Below are 14,362 nucleotides of genomic sequence, written 5' to 3'. Positions count from 1 at the left end.
CGCGGCTATCCCGGCATCCATGCCGGGATGCCCACTGCGCAATGCCTGCGTTCGGCCAGCGTGGTTAACGGGGCGCCGAGATCAACGTCCACCGCGAGGCGGCCTGGCAGCCGACCTGGTTCTCCGGTCGTACTCCGATCCAACTGTGGGAGCGAGCCTGCTCGCGAAGGCGGCCTGACAGCCGACCTGTCTCTGGCGGTTGTACTTCGTTCCAACAGGGAATGCAGGGTAATACAGGACAATTTTCATGGCAGTGATCTGATCCGCATAACCACTCCTCAGCTAAGTCTTTGCTTCTGCTCGTGAATCCCGGACAATCGCGCCCCTGTTTCGGCCAGGGCGCTGCCTGTCGGGGTTTTCCGACTCGTCCTGGCCGGGTGCATGTGACCGGAAAGCGGAGATCCGACCGGATGAATGATCAGGCCAATAGCGTCGAAGAGCGCTTTGAAACGACAGTCCCAGCCACCCTCAGTCAATGGAGTCGCCACGACACCACCTGGATGCTGGGTCTGTTTGGCACCGCCATCGGTGCAGGCACTCTGTTCTTACCCATCAACGCGGGCCTGGGCGGTTTTTGGCCGTTGCTGATCCTGGCGTTGCTGGCGTTCCCCATGACGTTCTATGCGCACCGTGGCTTGACCCGCTTCGTGTTGTCCGGTCGCGACGGCGCGGACATCACCGAGGTGGTGGAAGAACATTTCGGCCTCAAGGCCGGTGCGCTGATCACGCTTTTGTACTTCTTTGCCATTTTCCCGATCCTGCTGATCTACAGCGTGGCACTGACCAACACGGTGGGCAGTTTCCTGGAGCATCAGTTGCATATCCAACCACCCCCTCGGGCGGTGTTGTCCTTGGTGTTGATCCTGGGCCTGCTGGCGGTGGTCCGCTGCGGTGAGCAGGCGATCGTCAAGGCCATGAGCCTGATGGTCTACCCGTTCATCGTTGCACTGCTGTTCCTGGCGGTGTTCCTGATTCCCCACTGGAGCGGTGGCATCCTGAGCACGGCGTCGACGCCGCCTGCACCTTCGGCGTTGTTGCATACCTTGTGGCTGGCGATCCCGGTGATGGTGTTCTCGTTCAACCACTCGCCGATCATCTCGGCGTTTGCGGTGGATCAGAAACGTCGCTATGGCGATAACGCCGAGGAGCGCAGTTCGCAGATCCTGTCGCGCGCCCATGTGCTGATGGTGGTGATGGTGCTGTTCTTCGTGTTCAGCTGCGTGCTGACCCTGACCCCGGCGCAACTGGCCGAGGCCAAGGCGCAGAACCTGTCGATCCTGTCGTACCTGGCCAATCACTTCAGCAACCCGACCATCGCTTTTGCGGCGCCGTTGATTGCGTTCGTGGCGATCTCCAAGTCCTTCCTCGGGCACTACATCGGTGCCAGCGAAGGCCTCAAGGGTCTGATCGTCAAGAGCGGCCGTCGTCCGGCGCCCAAGACCCTCGATCGCCTCACCGCAGCGTTCATGCTGGTGGTGTGCTGGATCGTCGCCACCCTCAACCCGAGCATTCTGGGCATGATTGAAACTCTGGGCGGGCCGGTTATCGCCGCTATCTTGTTCCTGATGCCGATGTATGCCATCCGCAAAGTCCCGGCCATGGCCCGTTATCGCGGCCAGGCGTCGAATGTCTTTGTTGTGTTGGTGGGGTTGGTGGCGATTACAGCGTTGGTCTACTCCTTGATGGCCTGACAACACAGGCCCCTTTTGGAAGAACGGTTCAGCCGGCATGGATGTCGGCTTTGCCACCGCCATCGCGAGCAAGCTCGCTCCCACAGGTTTTTTTTGGGTGTTCACAAAACTTGTATCCATGCTCAATTCCCTGTGGGAGCGAGCTTGCTCGCGATAGCGCTGGCTCAGCACGCCTCGAAATAGACAGGCATAAAAAAACGCCGCCCCTCGCAAGAAGGGCGGCGTTTTCAGTCAGGCGTTTTAAGCTTTAGGCTTGAACGACCGGGATGTTGGCATTTGCAGCCGCTTCACGGAACTCGGCGATCTGGTCGAAGCTCAGGTAGCGATACACGTCCGCTGCCATGCTGTCGATCTTGCCGGCGTATTCCATGTACTCCTCGACGGTCGGCAGGCGACCCAGGATCGAAGCCACGGACGCCAGTTCGGCCGAAGCCAGGTAGACGTTCGCGCCGTCACCCAGACGGTTCGGGAAGTTACGGGTCGAGGTCGACACCACGGTGGAGTTCGGCTCGACGCGTGCCTGGTTACCCATGCACAGCGAGCAGCCTGGCATTTCCATGCGTGCACCGGCCTTGCCGTAGATGCCGTAGTAGCCTTCTTCGGTGAGCTGGTGAGCGTCCATCTTGGTCGGCGGCGACAGCCACAGACGGGTTGGCAGCTGACCCTTGACCTGCTCCAGCAGTTTACCGGCAGCGCGGAAGTGACCGATGTTGGTCATGCACGAACCGATGAACACTTCGTCGATCTTCTCGCCGGCAACGCTGGACAGCAGACGGGCGTCGTCCGGATCGTTCGGCGCGCAGAGCACAGGCTCGTTGATGTCGGCCAGGTCGATTTCGATGACTTCGGCGTATTCGGCGTCGGCATCGGCTTCCATCAGTTGCGGGTTGGCGATCCAGGCTTCCATCGCTTGGGCGCGGCGTTCCAGGGTACGTGCATCACCGTAGCCTTCGCCGATCATCCAGCGCAGCAGGGTGATGTTCGATTGCAGGTATTCGGTGATCGACTCTTTCGACAGCTTGATGGTGCAACCGGCAGCCGAACGTTCGGCCGAGGCGTCGGACAATTCGAAAGCCTGTTCCAGGGTCAAGCCTTCCAGGCCTTCGATTTCCAGGATGCGGCCGGAGAAGGCGTTTTTCTTGCCTTTCTTCTCGACGGTCAGCAGACCGTTCTGGATGGCGAAGTACGGAATGGCATGAACCAGGTCACGCAGGGTGATGCCAGGTTTCATTTTGCCTTTGAAACGCACCAGGATCGATTCCGGCATGTCCAGCGGCATGACGCCGGTGGCAGCGGCGAACGCAACCAGGCCGGAACCGGCCGGGAACGAGATGCCCATCGGGAAACGGGTGTGGGAGTCACCACCGGTACCGACGGTGTCTGGCAGCAGCATACGGTTCAGCCACGAGTGGATGATGCCGTCGCCCGGACGCAGGGAAACGCCGCCGCGGGTCATGATGAAGTCAGGCAGGGTGTGGTGGGTGGTCACGTCGATCGGCTTTGGATAGGCCGCGGTGTGGCAGAAGGACTGCATCACCAGGTCAGCCGAGAAGCCCAGGCATGCCAGGTCTTTCAGTTCGTCACGGGTCATTGGACCGGTGGTGTCCTGGGAACCCACGGTGGTCATTTTCGGTTCGCAGTAGGTACCAGGGCGCACGCCTTGGCCTTCCGCCAGACCGCAAGCCTTGCCGACCATCTTCTGCGCCAGGGTGAAACCCTTGGTGCTTTCAGCAGGTGCTTCAGGCTTCTTGAACAGATCGAACGGTGGCAGACCCAGTTCGGCACGTGCCTTCTCGGTCAGGCCGCGGCCGATGATCAGCGGAATACGGCCACCGGCACGGACTTCGTCCAACAGGACCGGGGTCTTCATTTCGAAGGTGGTCAGGACTTCATCGGTACCGTGCTTGCAGACTTTGCCAGCATGCGGGTACAGGTCGATCACGTCGCCCATGTGCATGTTGGACACATCGAATTCGATCGGCAGGGCGCCGGCGTCTTCCATGGTGTTGTAGAAAATCGGGGCGATCTTGCTGCCGAAGCAGAAGCCGCCAGCACGCTTGTTCGGAACGAAAGGAACGTCGTCACCGAAGAACCACAGCACCGAGTTGGTCGCCGATTTACGCGACGAACCAGTACCGACCACGTCGCCGACGTAGGCGATCGGGAAGCCTTGGCCGCGCATTTCTTCGATCTGCTTCATCGGGCCGGTCTTGCCTTGCTCGTCCGGAACGATGCCGTCACGGGCCATTTTCAGCATGGCCAGGGCGTGCAGTGGGATGTCCGGGCGGGACCAGGCGTCCGGGGCAGGGGACAGGTCGTCGGTGTTGGTTTCACCGGTGACCTTGAACACCCGCAGGCTGATCTTGTCGGCCAGCACCGGGCGCTTCTTGAACCACTCGCCGTCAGCCCAGGATTGCAGCACGGCCTTGGCGTGAACGTTGCCGTTCTTGGCTTTCTCAGCCACGTCGTGGAAGGCATCGAACATCAGCAGGGTGTGCTTGAGTTCTTCGGCGGCGACGGGCGCCAGCTCGGCGTCGTCCAGCAGCTCCACCAGGGTCACGATGTTGTAGCCGCCCTGCATGGTGCCGAGCAGTTCAACGGCACGCTTCTTGTCCAGCAGAGGGGATTGGGCCTGGCCCTTGGCCAGGGCGGACAGGAAACCGGCCTTGACGTAGGCGGCTTCGTCGACTCCAGGCGGAACGCGATTGGTGATCAGGTCAACGAGGAAAGCTTCTTCGCCAGCCGGAGGATTTTTCAGCAGCTCGATCAGGCCTGCGGTTTGTTCGGCGTTAAGCGGCTGGGGAACGATACCCAGGGCTGCACGCTCTTCGATATGTTTGCGGTAGGCTTCAAGCACAGTTATTACCCTCATCAGTGGTCCCAAATGGGTGTCCGGGACGCTCATCCAGAAACCCACGGTACTCATGCGCGTCTGAGGCTTTTTGAGCCACTACGCCAGAGTTTCCGGGGTTCCTCACAGAAGCTGCTTTCAAAGTTTTACGCCTGCAGAACGGGAGCTGATGAGGGTTGGCGTTGGGCTTTCCCCGCTGGAAAGACCCTTCGCCAACACCGCTCTGAAGGAACGACTGTGCTCGTGACGCTTTGAAAACAGCTTCTAACGGACATTGGCGCCTTAAAAGGCTGGCTGATTCTACGGGAAAAAAAAATTAAAGGTAAGTTGGGCGCTCAAGTTTGAGGGGTGATCAATCTTAGACAAAGGGCTAACATGCCGGTCTGTCCTGCTTTTGCGTGTGCTTTTTCTTATGCCCAACCAGCTCATCAAGACCCCCTGCGTCGGCCTTTGCTCCACTGTCTACGGTGACCTGGTGTGTCGCGGCTGCAAGCGGTTCCATCATGAAGTGATTCACTGGAACGGCTACAACGAGGACGAAAAACGCGCGGTGTGGATGCGGCTCGAGCAGTTGTTGGTGCAGGTGATGGTGGCCAAGTTGGAGGTTTTCGACCCTGGGTTGCTGCGCCAGCAACTGGAATCGCGCAAGATCCGTTTTGTGCCGCACCAGTCGGAATACTGCTGGGCCTACCAGTTGATTGCCCGAGGCGCGCGGGTGATCAACAACCTGGAGGCCTATGGCATGGTGTTGATGCCGGAGTTTCGCGATTGGGACCTGCCAGACCTGCGCGATGCCATTGATCGGGAGTTTTTCCTCCTGTCCGAAGCCCATTACCAGCGCTACATCGCGCCCGGGTTCCTGAAGGATGCGATCGGCGGCTGACAGCTTTTGTGGCGAGGGGATTTAGCAAAACGTCGCACCGCCCCGCTGTGGGAGCAAAGCTTGCTCGCGATGCAGGCGCCTCGGTTCCAGAGAGACCGCATCGTTTTTATCGCGGGCAAGCCTTGCTCCCACAGATAAATCCCCTCGCCACAGGTTGGCGTGTCAGTCCTTGACCGCCAACTCCACCAGATGATCCTCGACCTCCTGAGGCTTGAGCACCAGCACATCGCTTTCCAGCGTATCGAGCACGGCCTCGGCGGTGTTGCCGATCAGCACCCCGGACAACCCCGAGCGAGCCACGGTACCGATTACCGTCACCGCCGCCTGCAGCTTGCGCGCCATGTACGGAATCAAGACATCCGCCGGGCCTTCTTCGATGTGCAGGTGCTGGTCATCGATGTCGAATTCGGCCTGGAACGCCCGGCATTGCTCGCGATACCGGGCCTCGATGGTTTCCTTGAGCTGGAACGTCGGGTCGGCGGACGAGAGCATCGGCGCGGGGTGGGCGCTGATCACATGCAGGTGCGCCTTGGCGAGGAGGGCGATGTCATAGCCATGGTCGATGATGGTGGAATGCAGGTGGCGGTGTGAATCGTCGGCATTGCCAACGTCGACGGCGGCCAGGATCACCTTGTCTTTCCAGGAACCGGCGGTTTTCACCAGCAGCACCGGGGTTGGGCAATGGCGTAGCAGTTTCCAGTCCGCCGGGGTCAACAGGGCTTTTTTCAGCGGGCTGTCGGGGAAGTGCTGTTTGATCACCAGCCCGCAACCTTCAGCCTGCTGCACGTCGATGATGGTTTCGTAGAGGCTTTCGTTCCAGGCCTGCTCGGTGGTGACGCTGTAGCCGTCGGCCAGCAGTGCGCTCTTGAGTACGCTGAGCAGGCCGGCATGGTCATGCTTTTTGTCGCACACCAGCAGGTGCAGGTGGGCCTGGGTCACACCGGCGATCAGTTTGGCGCGCTTGAGCGCCAGGCTTTCCGAATGTTCGGGTTCAATGACCACCAGGATGCTGCGAATGGCTTGCATGATCGGCGTTCTCCTGCAATGAAAAGGCTGGCGTTGCTCAACTATAGTTGTTGTGGGGCAGTCTAGTTGCTGTGGGTGAGTCGTCGACTTGATGCATATCAATAGCGGTGGCTGGTGGTCTGGGGGCAGGCCGGTATAATCGGCGCCCTTCGCTCGATTACCTTTGCCCGTGAGCCCCATGAATCTTCCCGAAATCCACGAATTCCTTGGTTGCCGCACCCCCGATGCCTGGGTCCAGGCCGCGCTGGCCGACCAGGAAACATTGCTGATCGACCACAAGAATTGCGAATTCAAGGCCGCCAGCACTGCCCTGAGCCTGATCGCCAAATACCATTCCCACGTCGACTTGATCAATCTGATGTCGCGCCTGGCCCGGGAAGAGCTGGTGCATCACGAGCAGGTCATGCGCCTGATGAAGAAACGCAAGATCGGCTTGCGCCAGCTCTCTGCCGGGCGTTATGCCTCGGGGCTGCGCAAGGTGGTGCGCAGCCACGAGCCGGTCAAACTGGTGGACACCCTGGTGGTCGGTGCCTTCATCGAAGCCCGCAGTTGCGAGCGTTTCGAGGCCTTGGTGCCGCACCTGGACGAGGAGCTGGGCAAGTTCTATTTCGGCTTGCTGAAAAGCGAAGCCCGGCATTTCCAGGGTTACCTGAAACTGGCCTACCAGTACGGCGACGCCAAGGACATTGCCCAGGTGATCGACAAGGTCCGTGAGGCCGAGCGGGAGCTGATCGAATCGCCGGATGTGGAATTTCGGTTCCACAGTGGTGTGCCAGTTGCGGCCTGAATTGTTAAAAACTCTTAAAAACATGAAACTTCTCTGAAAACCGGCCCTTGAGGCCGGTTTTTGCTGCCTGCGTTACACGCCCCGTCGTAGGTTGACGCCATAATGCGGCCCTTCATTCATGGGTTGGCGGGCGGTTGGTATGGATAACCTGGGGTCGGGCAAAGTGTTGCTGGTGGAGGATGACGAACGGCTCGCCGGGCTGATCGCGCATTTTCTCTCCCAGCATGGCTTCGACGTGCGTATCGAGCACCGAGGCGACGTGGCGCTGGCGACGTTTCTGGCATTCGAGCCGAAAGTGGTGGTGCTCGACCTGATGCTGCCGGGGCAGAGCGGGTTGCATGTGTGCCGTGAGATTCGCAACGTTGCCGACACCCCGATCGTGATCCTGACTGCCAAGGAAGATGATGTGGACCATATCCTCGGCCTGGAATCCGGTGCCGACGACTACGTGATCAAACCCGTCAAGCCAGCGGTACTCCTGGCGCGCCTGCGGGCGCTGCAACGCCGTCAAGCGCCAGACACTACGGTGCGCGGTGCCCTTGAGTTCGGCCGATTGACCATCGACCGCAGCAGCCGGGAGGCGCGCCTGGCCGGTGACGTGGTCGAGCTGACCACCATGGAATTCGAACTGTTATGGCTGCTGGCAAGCGCGGCAGGCAAGATCCTTTCCCGCGACGACATCCTCAACCGCATGCGTGGCATTGCCTTCGATGGCCTCAATCGTGGCGTCGATGTCTATGTCAGCAAGCTGCGGGCCAAGCTCAACGACAACCCCAGGGAGCCGATGCGGATCAAAACCGTCTGGGGCAAGGGGTATCTGTTCAATCCGTTTGGGTGGGAGCTTTAGATGCTGCGGTTGTTCCTGGGGTTGTTCCTGGCCATGACGATTGGCCTGGTGCTGGCGCTGCAAACGGTCGATCGCACGTTCGATGCGCTGCTCGACGGCGAGATGCAGCGTTACAACCAAGAGGCGGTGCGTGGTCAGGCTTGGTCGTTGGTCGAGCAGTTGCGTGGCCTGGACGGCCCGGCGCGGGAGCGGCAGTTGGAAAGCGTGCGGCCTCACTACGGCTTGGGCCTGGCCCTGGTTGAGCGCGATCAACTGGCCCTGACCCCCCAAGAGCAAGCCGAGTTGATCCAGGGGCGCGTGGTGATGCGTGAGCAGTACACGCAGTTCATCTCGCGCATTGACGACGGCTCGCAGCTATTGAGCATCCATTTGCCGGCGGAGCCGAGCCTGATGCCGTTCTATATTGCCGTGGCTTACCTGATGATCGCGATCATGATTGGCTTCGTGCTGCTTTTCTGGGTGCGCCCCCACTGGCGCGACCTGGAAAAGTTGCGCCTGGCGGCCGAGCGCTTTGGCAGCAACGATCTGTCGGCGCGTATCCAGTTGTCCAGGCGTTCGAACATTCGCGACCTGGCGGAACGCTTCAATTTGATGGCGGCGCGCATCGAGGGCCTGATCGCCAATCAGCGCGAGCTCACCAATGCGGTGTCCCACGAGCTGCGCACGCCCATTGCACGGCTGTCATTTGAACTGGATCAACTCAAGCAGCAGTCCGATCCGAGCCAGAACCGCGAATTGATCGCCGACATGTACGCCGATCTCGGCGAGTTGGAAGAAATGGTTTCCGAGCTGCTGACGTACGCCAGCCTAGAACAGGGCGCCACGGTGATTGTGCGGGAAGACATCCAGGCGCGCGATTGGCTCGACAGCGTGGTGGGCAGCGTGGCGCTGGAGGCGGAGGCCGCCGGGGTGCAACTGTTGATTGTCGAGTGTCCGGCCGGGACGGTTCGTATCGAGCCCCGCTTCATGGCTCGTGCGGTGATCAATTTGCTGCGCAATGCCATTCGTTATGCCGATGAGCGGGTGCACGTGTCATTGACGCGTGCGGGGGATCATTATGAAGTGCGGGTCAACGACGACGGCCCAGGTGTGCCACCGGACGGACGGGAGAAAATTTTCGAACCGTTCGCGCGCCTGGACGCCAGCCGCGACCGTCGCACCGGTGGTTTTGGCCTGGGCCTGGCGTTGGTGCGACGGGTGTCTCAATCTCACCGAGGGCACGTGGAAGTAACGGACTCGTCCTGGGGTGGGGCGTCGTTTCGCATGACCTGGGCGCACCTCGATTAGATCGGGCAGCGTTCGTCCGGGCGGGCTTCTTTCAGAAGGTATACACCACCTGCCCAGCCAGTGACGCTTGCATCCGCCGCGCCACAATCGGGCTGCTGGCGGCGTCGCCAGCCAGGTACTGCACGGCCAATACCGTTGTGACACTCCATTGGTCATTGAACGGCAGTGACCAGGTCAAATCCGCTCCGCGACTCACCAGCCCGCCATGAGTGTCATGGGCTCGCAATTGACTGCGCGAAGCCTGGGCAGTGCTGACGCCGTACCAGGTCCGGACGTAGTCGCCGTCGCCGAACTGACTGTTGAGGCTGCCGATGAGCGTGCCATGGTTGCCCTCGTACAGCGGCGTGCTGATGCTCAGTTTCAGGCGGTTCCAGGCCGAGCCGGTGTCACGGTTGTCGTCGTCTTCCTCCAGCGCATGCTCGAAGGTGGCCTCAAGGGTGATCGGGCCCATTTGATAGGTTCCATCCAGGCCCAGCACCGGTCTGGCCTTGATCGAGCCCATGCCGTTGAGCTCATCCGAGCCCTTGAAGCCACTTTTGCGATCCTTGCGCACATCGCTGGCGCCGATGTACACGCTCAAGCCGAAGTCTTCTTCGTCAAACGCCCAGCCCAGACCCTTGTCGGTGTCGAGAAAGATGCCATAGGGGCTGACGACCTCCAGGCCCAACGCGGGCGCCACGACCCGTTCGTCGCTGCCACTGTAGCGTGGCACGCTGGCGGCGCCGGCCCGCAAGCTGTAGCGCCAGTCTTCGGCCTGCAATGAATCGCAGAGCAGAAGCAGGCCGCATGAAGACAACGACAGACACAATGAACGGACCATGGGAGCACCCGGATACGAAGTTGGATGCGCCCATGCTAGGTGGTGACCGGCGGGCAATCTTTGGCAGCTTTGTCGGGAAATTGTCAAAGACTGTGAAGCGGCCTAACGGCTCAGATCCAGGCGTTCATGCCACTGGGCAATCGACTCTTCGGGGTAAACATCGAACTGCTGGTCCCCCGGATGCGTCTCGACCTCCACCCACGGCGCCTTGGAACCAAGCATCAGGTGAGTGTGCTCCGGCGGTACGGGCAGTGGCGTGTCGATGGCCGAGGCAAAGGGGTGAATCAGCTCCGGCCATTCAGGGCTGAATAGCCATAGCCCCGAACCGCACAGGGAACAGAAATGCCGTTCGGCACTGCTGCGGTGGGCGCGTTTATCGCCTTCGTCCTTGAGCCGCGCATGGTAGATCGAGATGTGCTTGCGACCGTGCACCTTCAGGCTTCGGGCATCGCCCCCCAGGTTGATCGCAAAACCGCCGCCGCCCTGGGTCTTGCGACAGATCGAGCAGTAGCAGCGTTGATAAGGGTAGGGGTGGGCACAGGCCAGGCTGAACGACACGGCGCCGCAGTGGCAGGATCCTTCGAGCTGCATGGGAACCTCCGATTGGGGACTGTCATGACTCTGGACAGCCCGGATGGCCCGATGTTCTGGACAGCTGAACTCATGACTGACGTGCGGACGCCATCGCGAGCAAGCTTGCTCCCACAGGGGATATTCTGTGTAGATACAATTTGTGGACACTGAGGATCAACTGTGGGAGCGAGCTTGCTCGCGATGAACGATGACACGGTCTAGCGAGCGGGCACCCGCCACAAATACCACGCCGCCACCGTCCGATAAGGGCTCCAGGCCAGACCGATCTCGACCATCTGCTTGCGGCTGGGTTGTTGCGCCAATCCCTTGAGCCGGCGATACCCCTCGCGCACTCCAAAGTCATCGGCCGGCAGGATGTCCGGTCGCTCCAGGCTGTAGATCAGCAGCATCTCCACGGTCCAACGCCCGACGCCGCGCAAGCTGATCAAACGCTCGATCAACGCTTCATCCTCCATGGCCAGTGCCGTGGCGTAATCCGGCACCACCCCGTCCAGGGCCGCTTGGGCGATGCCCTGGATGGTTGCGATTTTGTTGGCGGAGAACCCACACCTGCGCATTTGCGCAAAGTCCGTCGCCAGGAGCTGTTCAGGCCTGGGGAAGGTCAATGCCGGGAACAGCGCCAACAGTCGACCGAGGATCGCATCGCCTGCCTTGGCGTGCAGTTGCTGGTAGGCGATCGCCCGGACCAGGGCCTCATAGGGATCGCGGGCCGGCTTGGGTTGCAGCAGGCAAGGGCCGATCGTCTCGACATGCCGTCGCCAGTCTTCGTCGAGATTGGCCAGGAAGGCACTGGCGTCGTGGTAGGGCACAGGCATCAGGTGTTCGTTCTCCGGAGGCATTCAAAACGCCAGGGGCAGTGACACCTGCACCGCGGCTTTTTCCAGCCGCAACAGAAACGCCTTGCGCGGCTGGCCGCCACCATAACCGGTCAACGAGCCATCCGCACCGATCGCCCGGTGGCAGGGAATGACGATGGCCAGGCGATTCTGCCCGTTGGCCAGGCCCACGGCGCGGCTGGCACCGGGGCTGCCAAGGGCTATGGCGACGCCGCTGTAGCTGCGAGTTTCGCCGTAGGGAATCTTTTGCAACTCGGCCCAGACCCGCACGGCAAAGGCGCTGCCGGGCATGTGCAGCGGGACCTCGAACGTGGTGAGTTTGCCGGCGAAATAGTCGGCCAGTTCGGTTTCGATCTGTTGCAGGTGAGCGTTATGCCCCGGTGCAACTGTGTAGCCGTAGCGTTGCTGCAGTTCTTCCAGCTCCTTGGTCAGGGCCGGGCGGTCGAGGAATTCCAGTAGCACCAGGCCCCGTCGTTCGGCCATGGCCAGCATCGGCCCCAATGGCGTGGTCAGGCGGGTGAACAGCAAGGGCTCGCTGAAGGCGGCGCGGCCCGGCGTGATGTGGAAGGACTTCACAAAGGCATCTCGAAAACCGCTCAACGACTCATAACCGGAATCGAACGCGGCATTGTCGATGGAAATGCCGTCCTTGATGCCGCCCAAGGCGATGCCCAGGCGACGGGTGCGCAGGTAGGCGTGAAAGGTCATGCCGAAATGTTGCTTGAACCAGCGGCGCAATTTCAGCGGTTCGATGCCTTGCTCCAGCAGCAGGGCGTCAGTCCAGCGCAGGTCGGGTTCGGCGTCCACGGCTTTGAGCAGCGCCTGGATCCAGTCCGGCGCAATGGCCGCGGCATCCAGCGGCTTGCAGCGCAGGCAGGCGCGGTAGCCGGCCGACATGGCTTCGTCGGCGTGGGCGAAGAACTCCACATTCTCCGGCTTCGGCTTGCGCGCGGTACAACTGGGGCGACAGAAAATGCCGGTGGTCTTGACCGCAGTGAAGAACACCCCCTCGTAGGCGGTGTCTCGTTCGAGCATGGCGCGGACCATCTCGGTGTGGGGCGGGAGCAGCGAGTCTTGTCGGTTCATGGGGCAGAGCATAGAACCGTGTCCGGGACGACTCCACCGAAAAATCGACAGTGAATTTTCCGCGCACTCGGTCGGATGCTCACGAACAAAAATTGAATCTTGAGTCTTAAAGGTTCACCCGCTGTTTTTGTCTTTCGCAGACATCATGTCGCCAAGAACCGTGATACGCACGGATCAATACCTCCAGAACACCGGCGTGAACAACACGAGCACGGTCAGGATTTCCAGTCGACCCAGCAGCATGCCAATGGTCAGCAGCCATTTGGCTGCGTCCGGCAAGGTCGAGAAGTTGCCGGCCGGGCCGATGATGGTGCCGAGCCCCGGCCCCACGTTGCACACGGCGGTGGCAGCGCCGGTCAGGGCGGTTGTCCAGTCCAGACCGATCAGCGCCAGACCCAGGGCGATGGCGCCAATCGTGATGGTGAAGAAGAACGAAAATGTCAGCAGCGAGCGGACGATTTCTTCATCGATGGGGTGGTTGTTGTATTTTTTCCGGATCACCGCCCGGGGGTGGATCAGTTGTTTCAAACTGCCCATCAGCAGTGCCCCGGCGACTTGAAAGCGAAAGATTTTCAACCCACCGGCCGTAGATCCCGAACAGCCACCCACGAACGTCAAGTAGAAGAACAGCAACAGTGCGAAGCTGCCCCACAATGTGTAATCACCCAGCGCCACGCCAGTGGTGGTGACGATAGAGGTGACGTTGACGGCCACGATGCGAACCGCGTCCCACCACCCGTGGTCGCTGTTCAGGCTCAACCAGGTGCCGACCACGAGCCAGGTAATCACCAGAAATCCGACGAAACCCCGAACTTGCTGATCCTTGAACAATGCGCGCCTGTTTCCCCTCAATGTCGCTACATACAGCGTAAAGGGCAGTGATCCCGCCATCATGACAACGACGGATACCCAATGAATGGCCGGTTGAGGCCAGTGCGCCAGGGACGCATCGGAGGTTGAGAAGCCGCCGGTGGAAATCAGCGACATCGCATGATTGATCGCCTCGAAGGGGGTCATGCCGGCCAGCCACAGCGCCAAGGTTGCGAAGGCGGTCAATGTGACGTAAATCCACAGGATGTAGTTGGCCGCGACGTGAGAGCGCGGCGTGACTTTCTCCGACCAGTCCGATGATTCAGTCTGGAACAGGCGCATGCCGCCGACCCGAAGCAACGGCAGGATTGCCACGGCCATGCCGATAAAGCCGATGCCGCCGAGCCAATGCAACATTGAGCGCCAGATCAGCAGGCCGGGAGACGTGGTATCCAGCCCGGTCAGGATGGTCGAGCCCGTGGTCGTGATGCCCGACATGGTCTCGAAAAACGCATCGGTATAGCTGATGTGCTGGATGAACACCATCGGCAGGGCGGCGAAGGCGCACACGAACACCCAACTGGCGGTGGTCAGCAGGTACATCTCCCGGGGGCGCATCTGGACGTGGTCCGGTCGTCCACGGGCGACCAGTGCGATACCGCAGACGAAGGTAATCAAGCTCGACCAAAGAAACGCCGACAAGTCATCGTTGCGCTCGTAAAGCATCAGGGTGAACAGCGGAATCGCCATGCTGATCGCCAGGGTAATCAGGAAAATGCCGAGTATGAAACCGATGAGACGCAGAACCGCAATGGACATGAATAACGCCTGATTCAATGAGCTG

General features: G+C 60.7%; 12 protein-coding genes. 5 read left to right on the top strand and 7 right to left on the bottom strand.

Features of this window, described 5'->3' with window-relative positions:
* Nucleotides 1-410 precede the first annotated feature (410 nt).
* Nucleotides 411-1,691, top strand: a complete 1,281-nt coding sequence (locus tag AC3A5O_RS20625) for a serine/threonine transporter (protein ID WP_305467261.1) — start codon at nucleotides 411-413, stop codon at nucleotides 1,689-1,691.
* A 247-nt stretch (nucleotides 1,692-1,938) separates the two neighbouring features.
* On the opposite strand, the gene acnB is transcribed toward AC3A5O_RS20625, so the two are convergent.
* Entirely contained in the window at nucleotides 1,939-4,548 is a 2,610-nt protein-coding gene (gene acnB / locus AC3A5O_RS20620) for a bifunctional aconitate hydratase 2/2-methylisocitrate dehydratase (protein WP_305471219.1), read from the bottom strand.
* A 406-nt stretch (nucleotides 4,549-4,954) separates the two neighbouring features.
* On the opposite strand from acnB, the gene AC3A5O_RS20615 reads away from it, so the two are divergent.
* Nucleotides 4,955-5,425 (top strand): DUF1289 domain-containing protein, encoded by a 471-nt coding sequence (locus AC3A5O_RS20615; protein WP_060741956.1) that lies wholly within the window; start codon nucleotides 4,955-4,957, stop codon nucleotides 5,423-5,425.
* Nucleotides 5,426-5,587: 162 nt separating this feature from the next.
* On the opposite strand, the gene AC3A5O_RS20610 is transcribed toward AC3A5O_RS20615, so the two are convergent.
* Nucleotides 5,588-6,451, bottom strand: a complete 864-nt coding sequence (locus AC3A5O_RS20610; RefSeq protein ID WP_122565636.1) for a universal stress protein — start codon at nucleotides 6,449-6,451, stop codon at nucleotides 5,588-5,590.
* Between the two features lie 178 nt (nucleotides 6,452-6,629).
* Here AC3A5O_RS20610 and AC3A5O_RS20605 point away from each other — a divergent pair, with 178 nt between their 5' ends.
* The 3 genes from AC3A5O_RS20605 (at nucleotide 6,630) to AC3A5O_RS20595 (ending at nucleotide 9,372) form a co-directional block, all read left to right on the top strand.
* Nucleotides 6,630-7,238, top strand: a complete 609-nt coding sequence (locus AC3A5O_RS20605; protein WP_122565635.1) for a MiaE family protein — start codon at nucleotides 6,630-6,632, stop codon at nucleotides 7,236-7,238.
* A gap of 139 nt (nucleotides 7,239-7,377) precedes the next feature.
* Nucleotides 7,378-8,085 (top strand): winged helix-turn-helix domain-containing protein, encoded by a 708-nt coding sequence (locus AC3A5O_RS20600; RefSeq protein WP_305481707.1) that lies wholly within the window; start codon nucleotides 7,378-7,380, stop codon nucleotides 8,083-8,085.
* Entirely contained in the window at nucleotides 8,086-9,372 is a 1,287-nt protein-coding gene (locus AC3A5O_RS20595; RefSeq protein WP_122565633.1) for an ATP-binding protein, read from the top strand. It begins immediately after the preceding gene.
* A gap of 31 nt (nucleotides 9,373-9,403) precedes the next feature.
* Here the strand turns inward: AC3A5O_RS20595 and AC3A5O_RS20590 are convergent, their stop codons facing one another.
* From AC3A5O_RS20590 to AC3A5O_RS20570, 5 genes are all read right to left on the bottom strand, one after another.
* Nucleotides 9,404-10,192: a MipA/OmpV family protein gene (locus tag AC3A5O_RS20590; RefSeq protein WP_305490534.1), complete on the bottom strand. Its 789-nt coding sequence runs from the start codon at nucleotides 10,190-10,192 to the stop codon at nucleotides 9,404-9,406.
* Between the two features lie 102 nt (nucleotides 10,193-10,294).
* Entirely contained in the window at nucleotides 10,295-10,783 is a 489-nt protein-coding gene (locus AC3A5O_RS20585; protein ID WP_122565631.1) for a GFA family protein, read from the bottom strand.
* A 200-nt stretch (nucleotides 10,784-10,983) separates the two neighbouring features.
* Entirely contained in the window at nucleotides 10,984-11,601 is a 618-nt protein-coding gene (locus AC3A5O_RS20580; protein WP_122565862.1) for a DNA-3-methyladenine glycosylase family protein, read from the bottom strand.
* Between the two features lie 24 nt (nucleotides 11,602-11,625).
* A complete protein-coding gene (locus AC3A5O_RS20575; RefSeq protein WP_305481705.1) occupies nucleotides 11,626-12,708 on the bottom strand; it encodes a bifunctional transcriptional activator/DNA repair enzyme AdaA in 1,083 nt (360 codons plus the stop codon).
* Between the two features lie 174 nt (nucleotides 12,709-12,882).
* Nucleotides 12,883-14,337, bottom strand: a complete 1,455-nt coding sequence (locus AC3A5O_RS20570) for a TrkH family potassium uptake protein (RefSeq protein ID WP_122565629.1) — start codon at nucleotides 14,335-14,337, stop codon at nucleotides 12,883-12,885.
* Nucleotides 14,338-14,362: the final 25 nt, after the last annotated feature.

The sequence above is a fragment of the Pseudomonas sp. Soil_N_39 genome, assembly GCF_057655955.1.
This window is presented reverse-complemented; position numbering and strand designations above follow the sequence as displayed.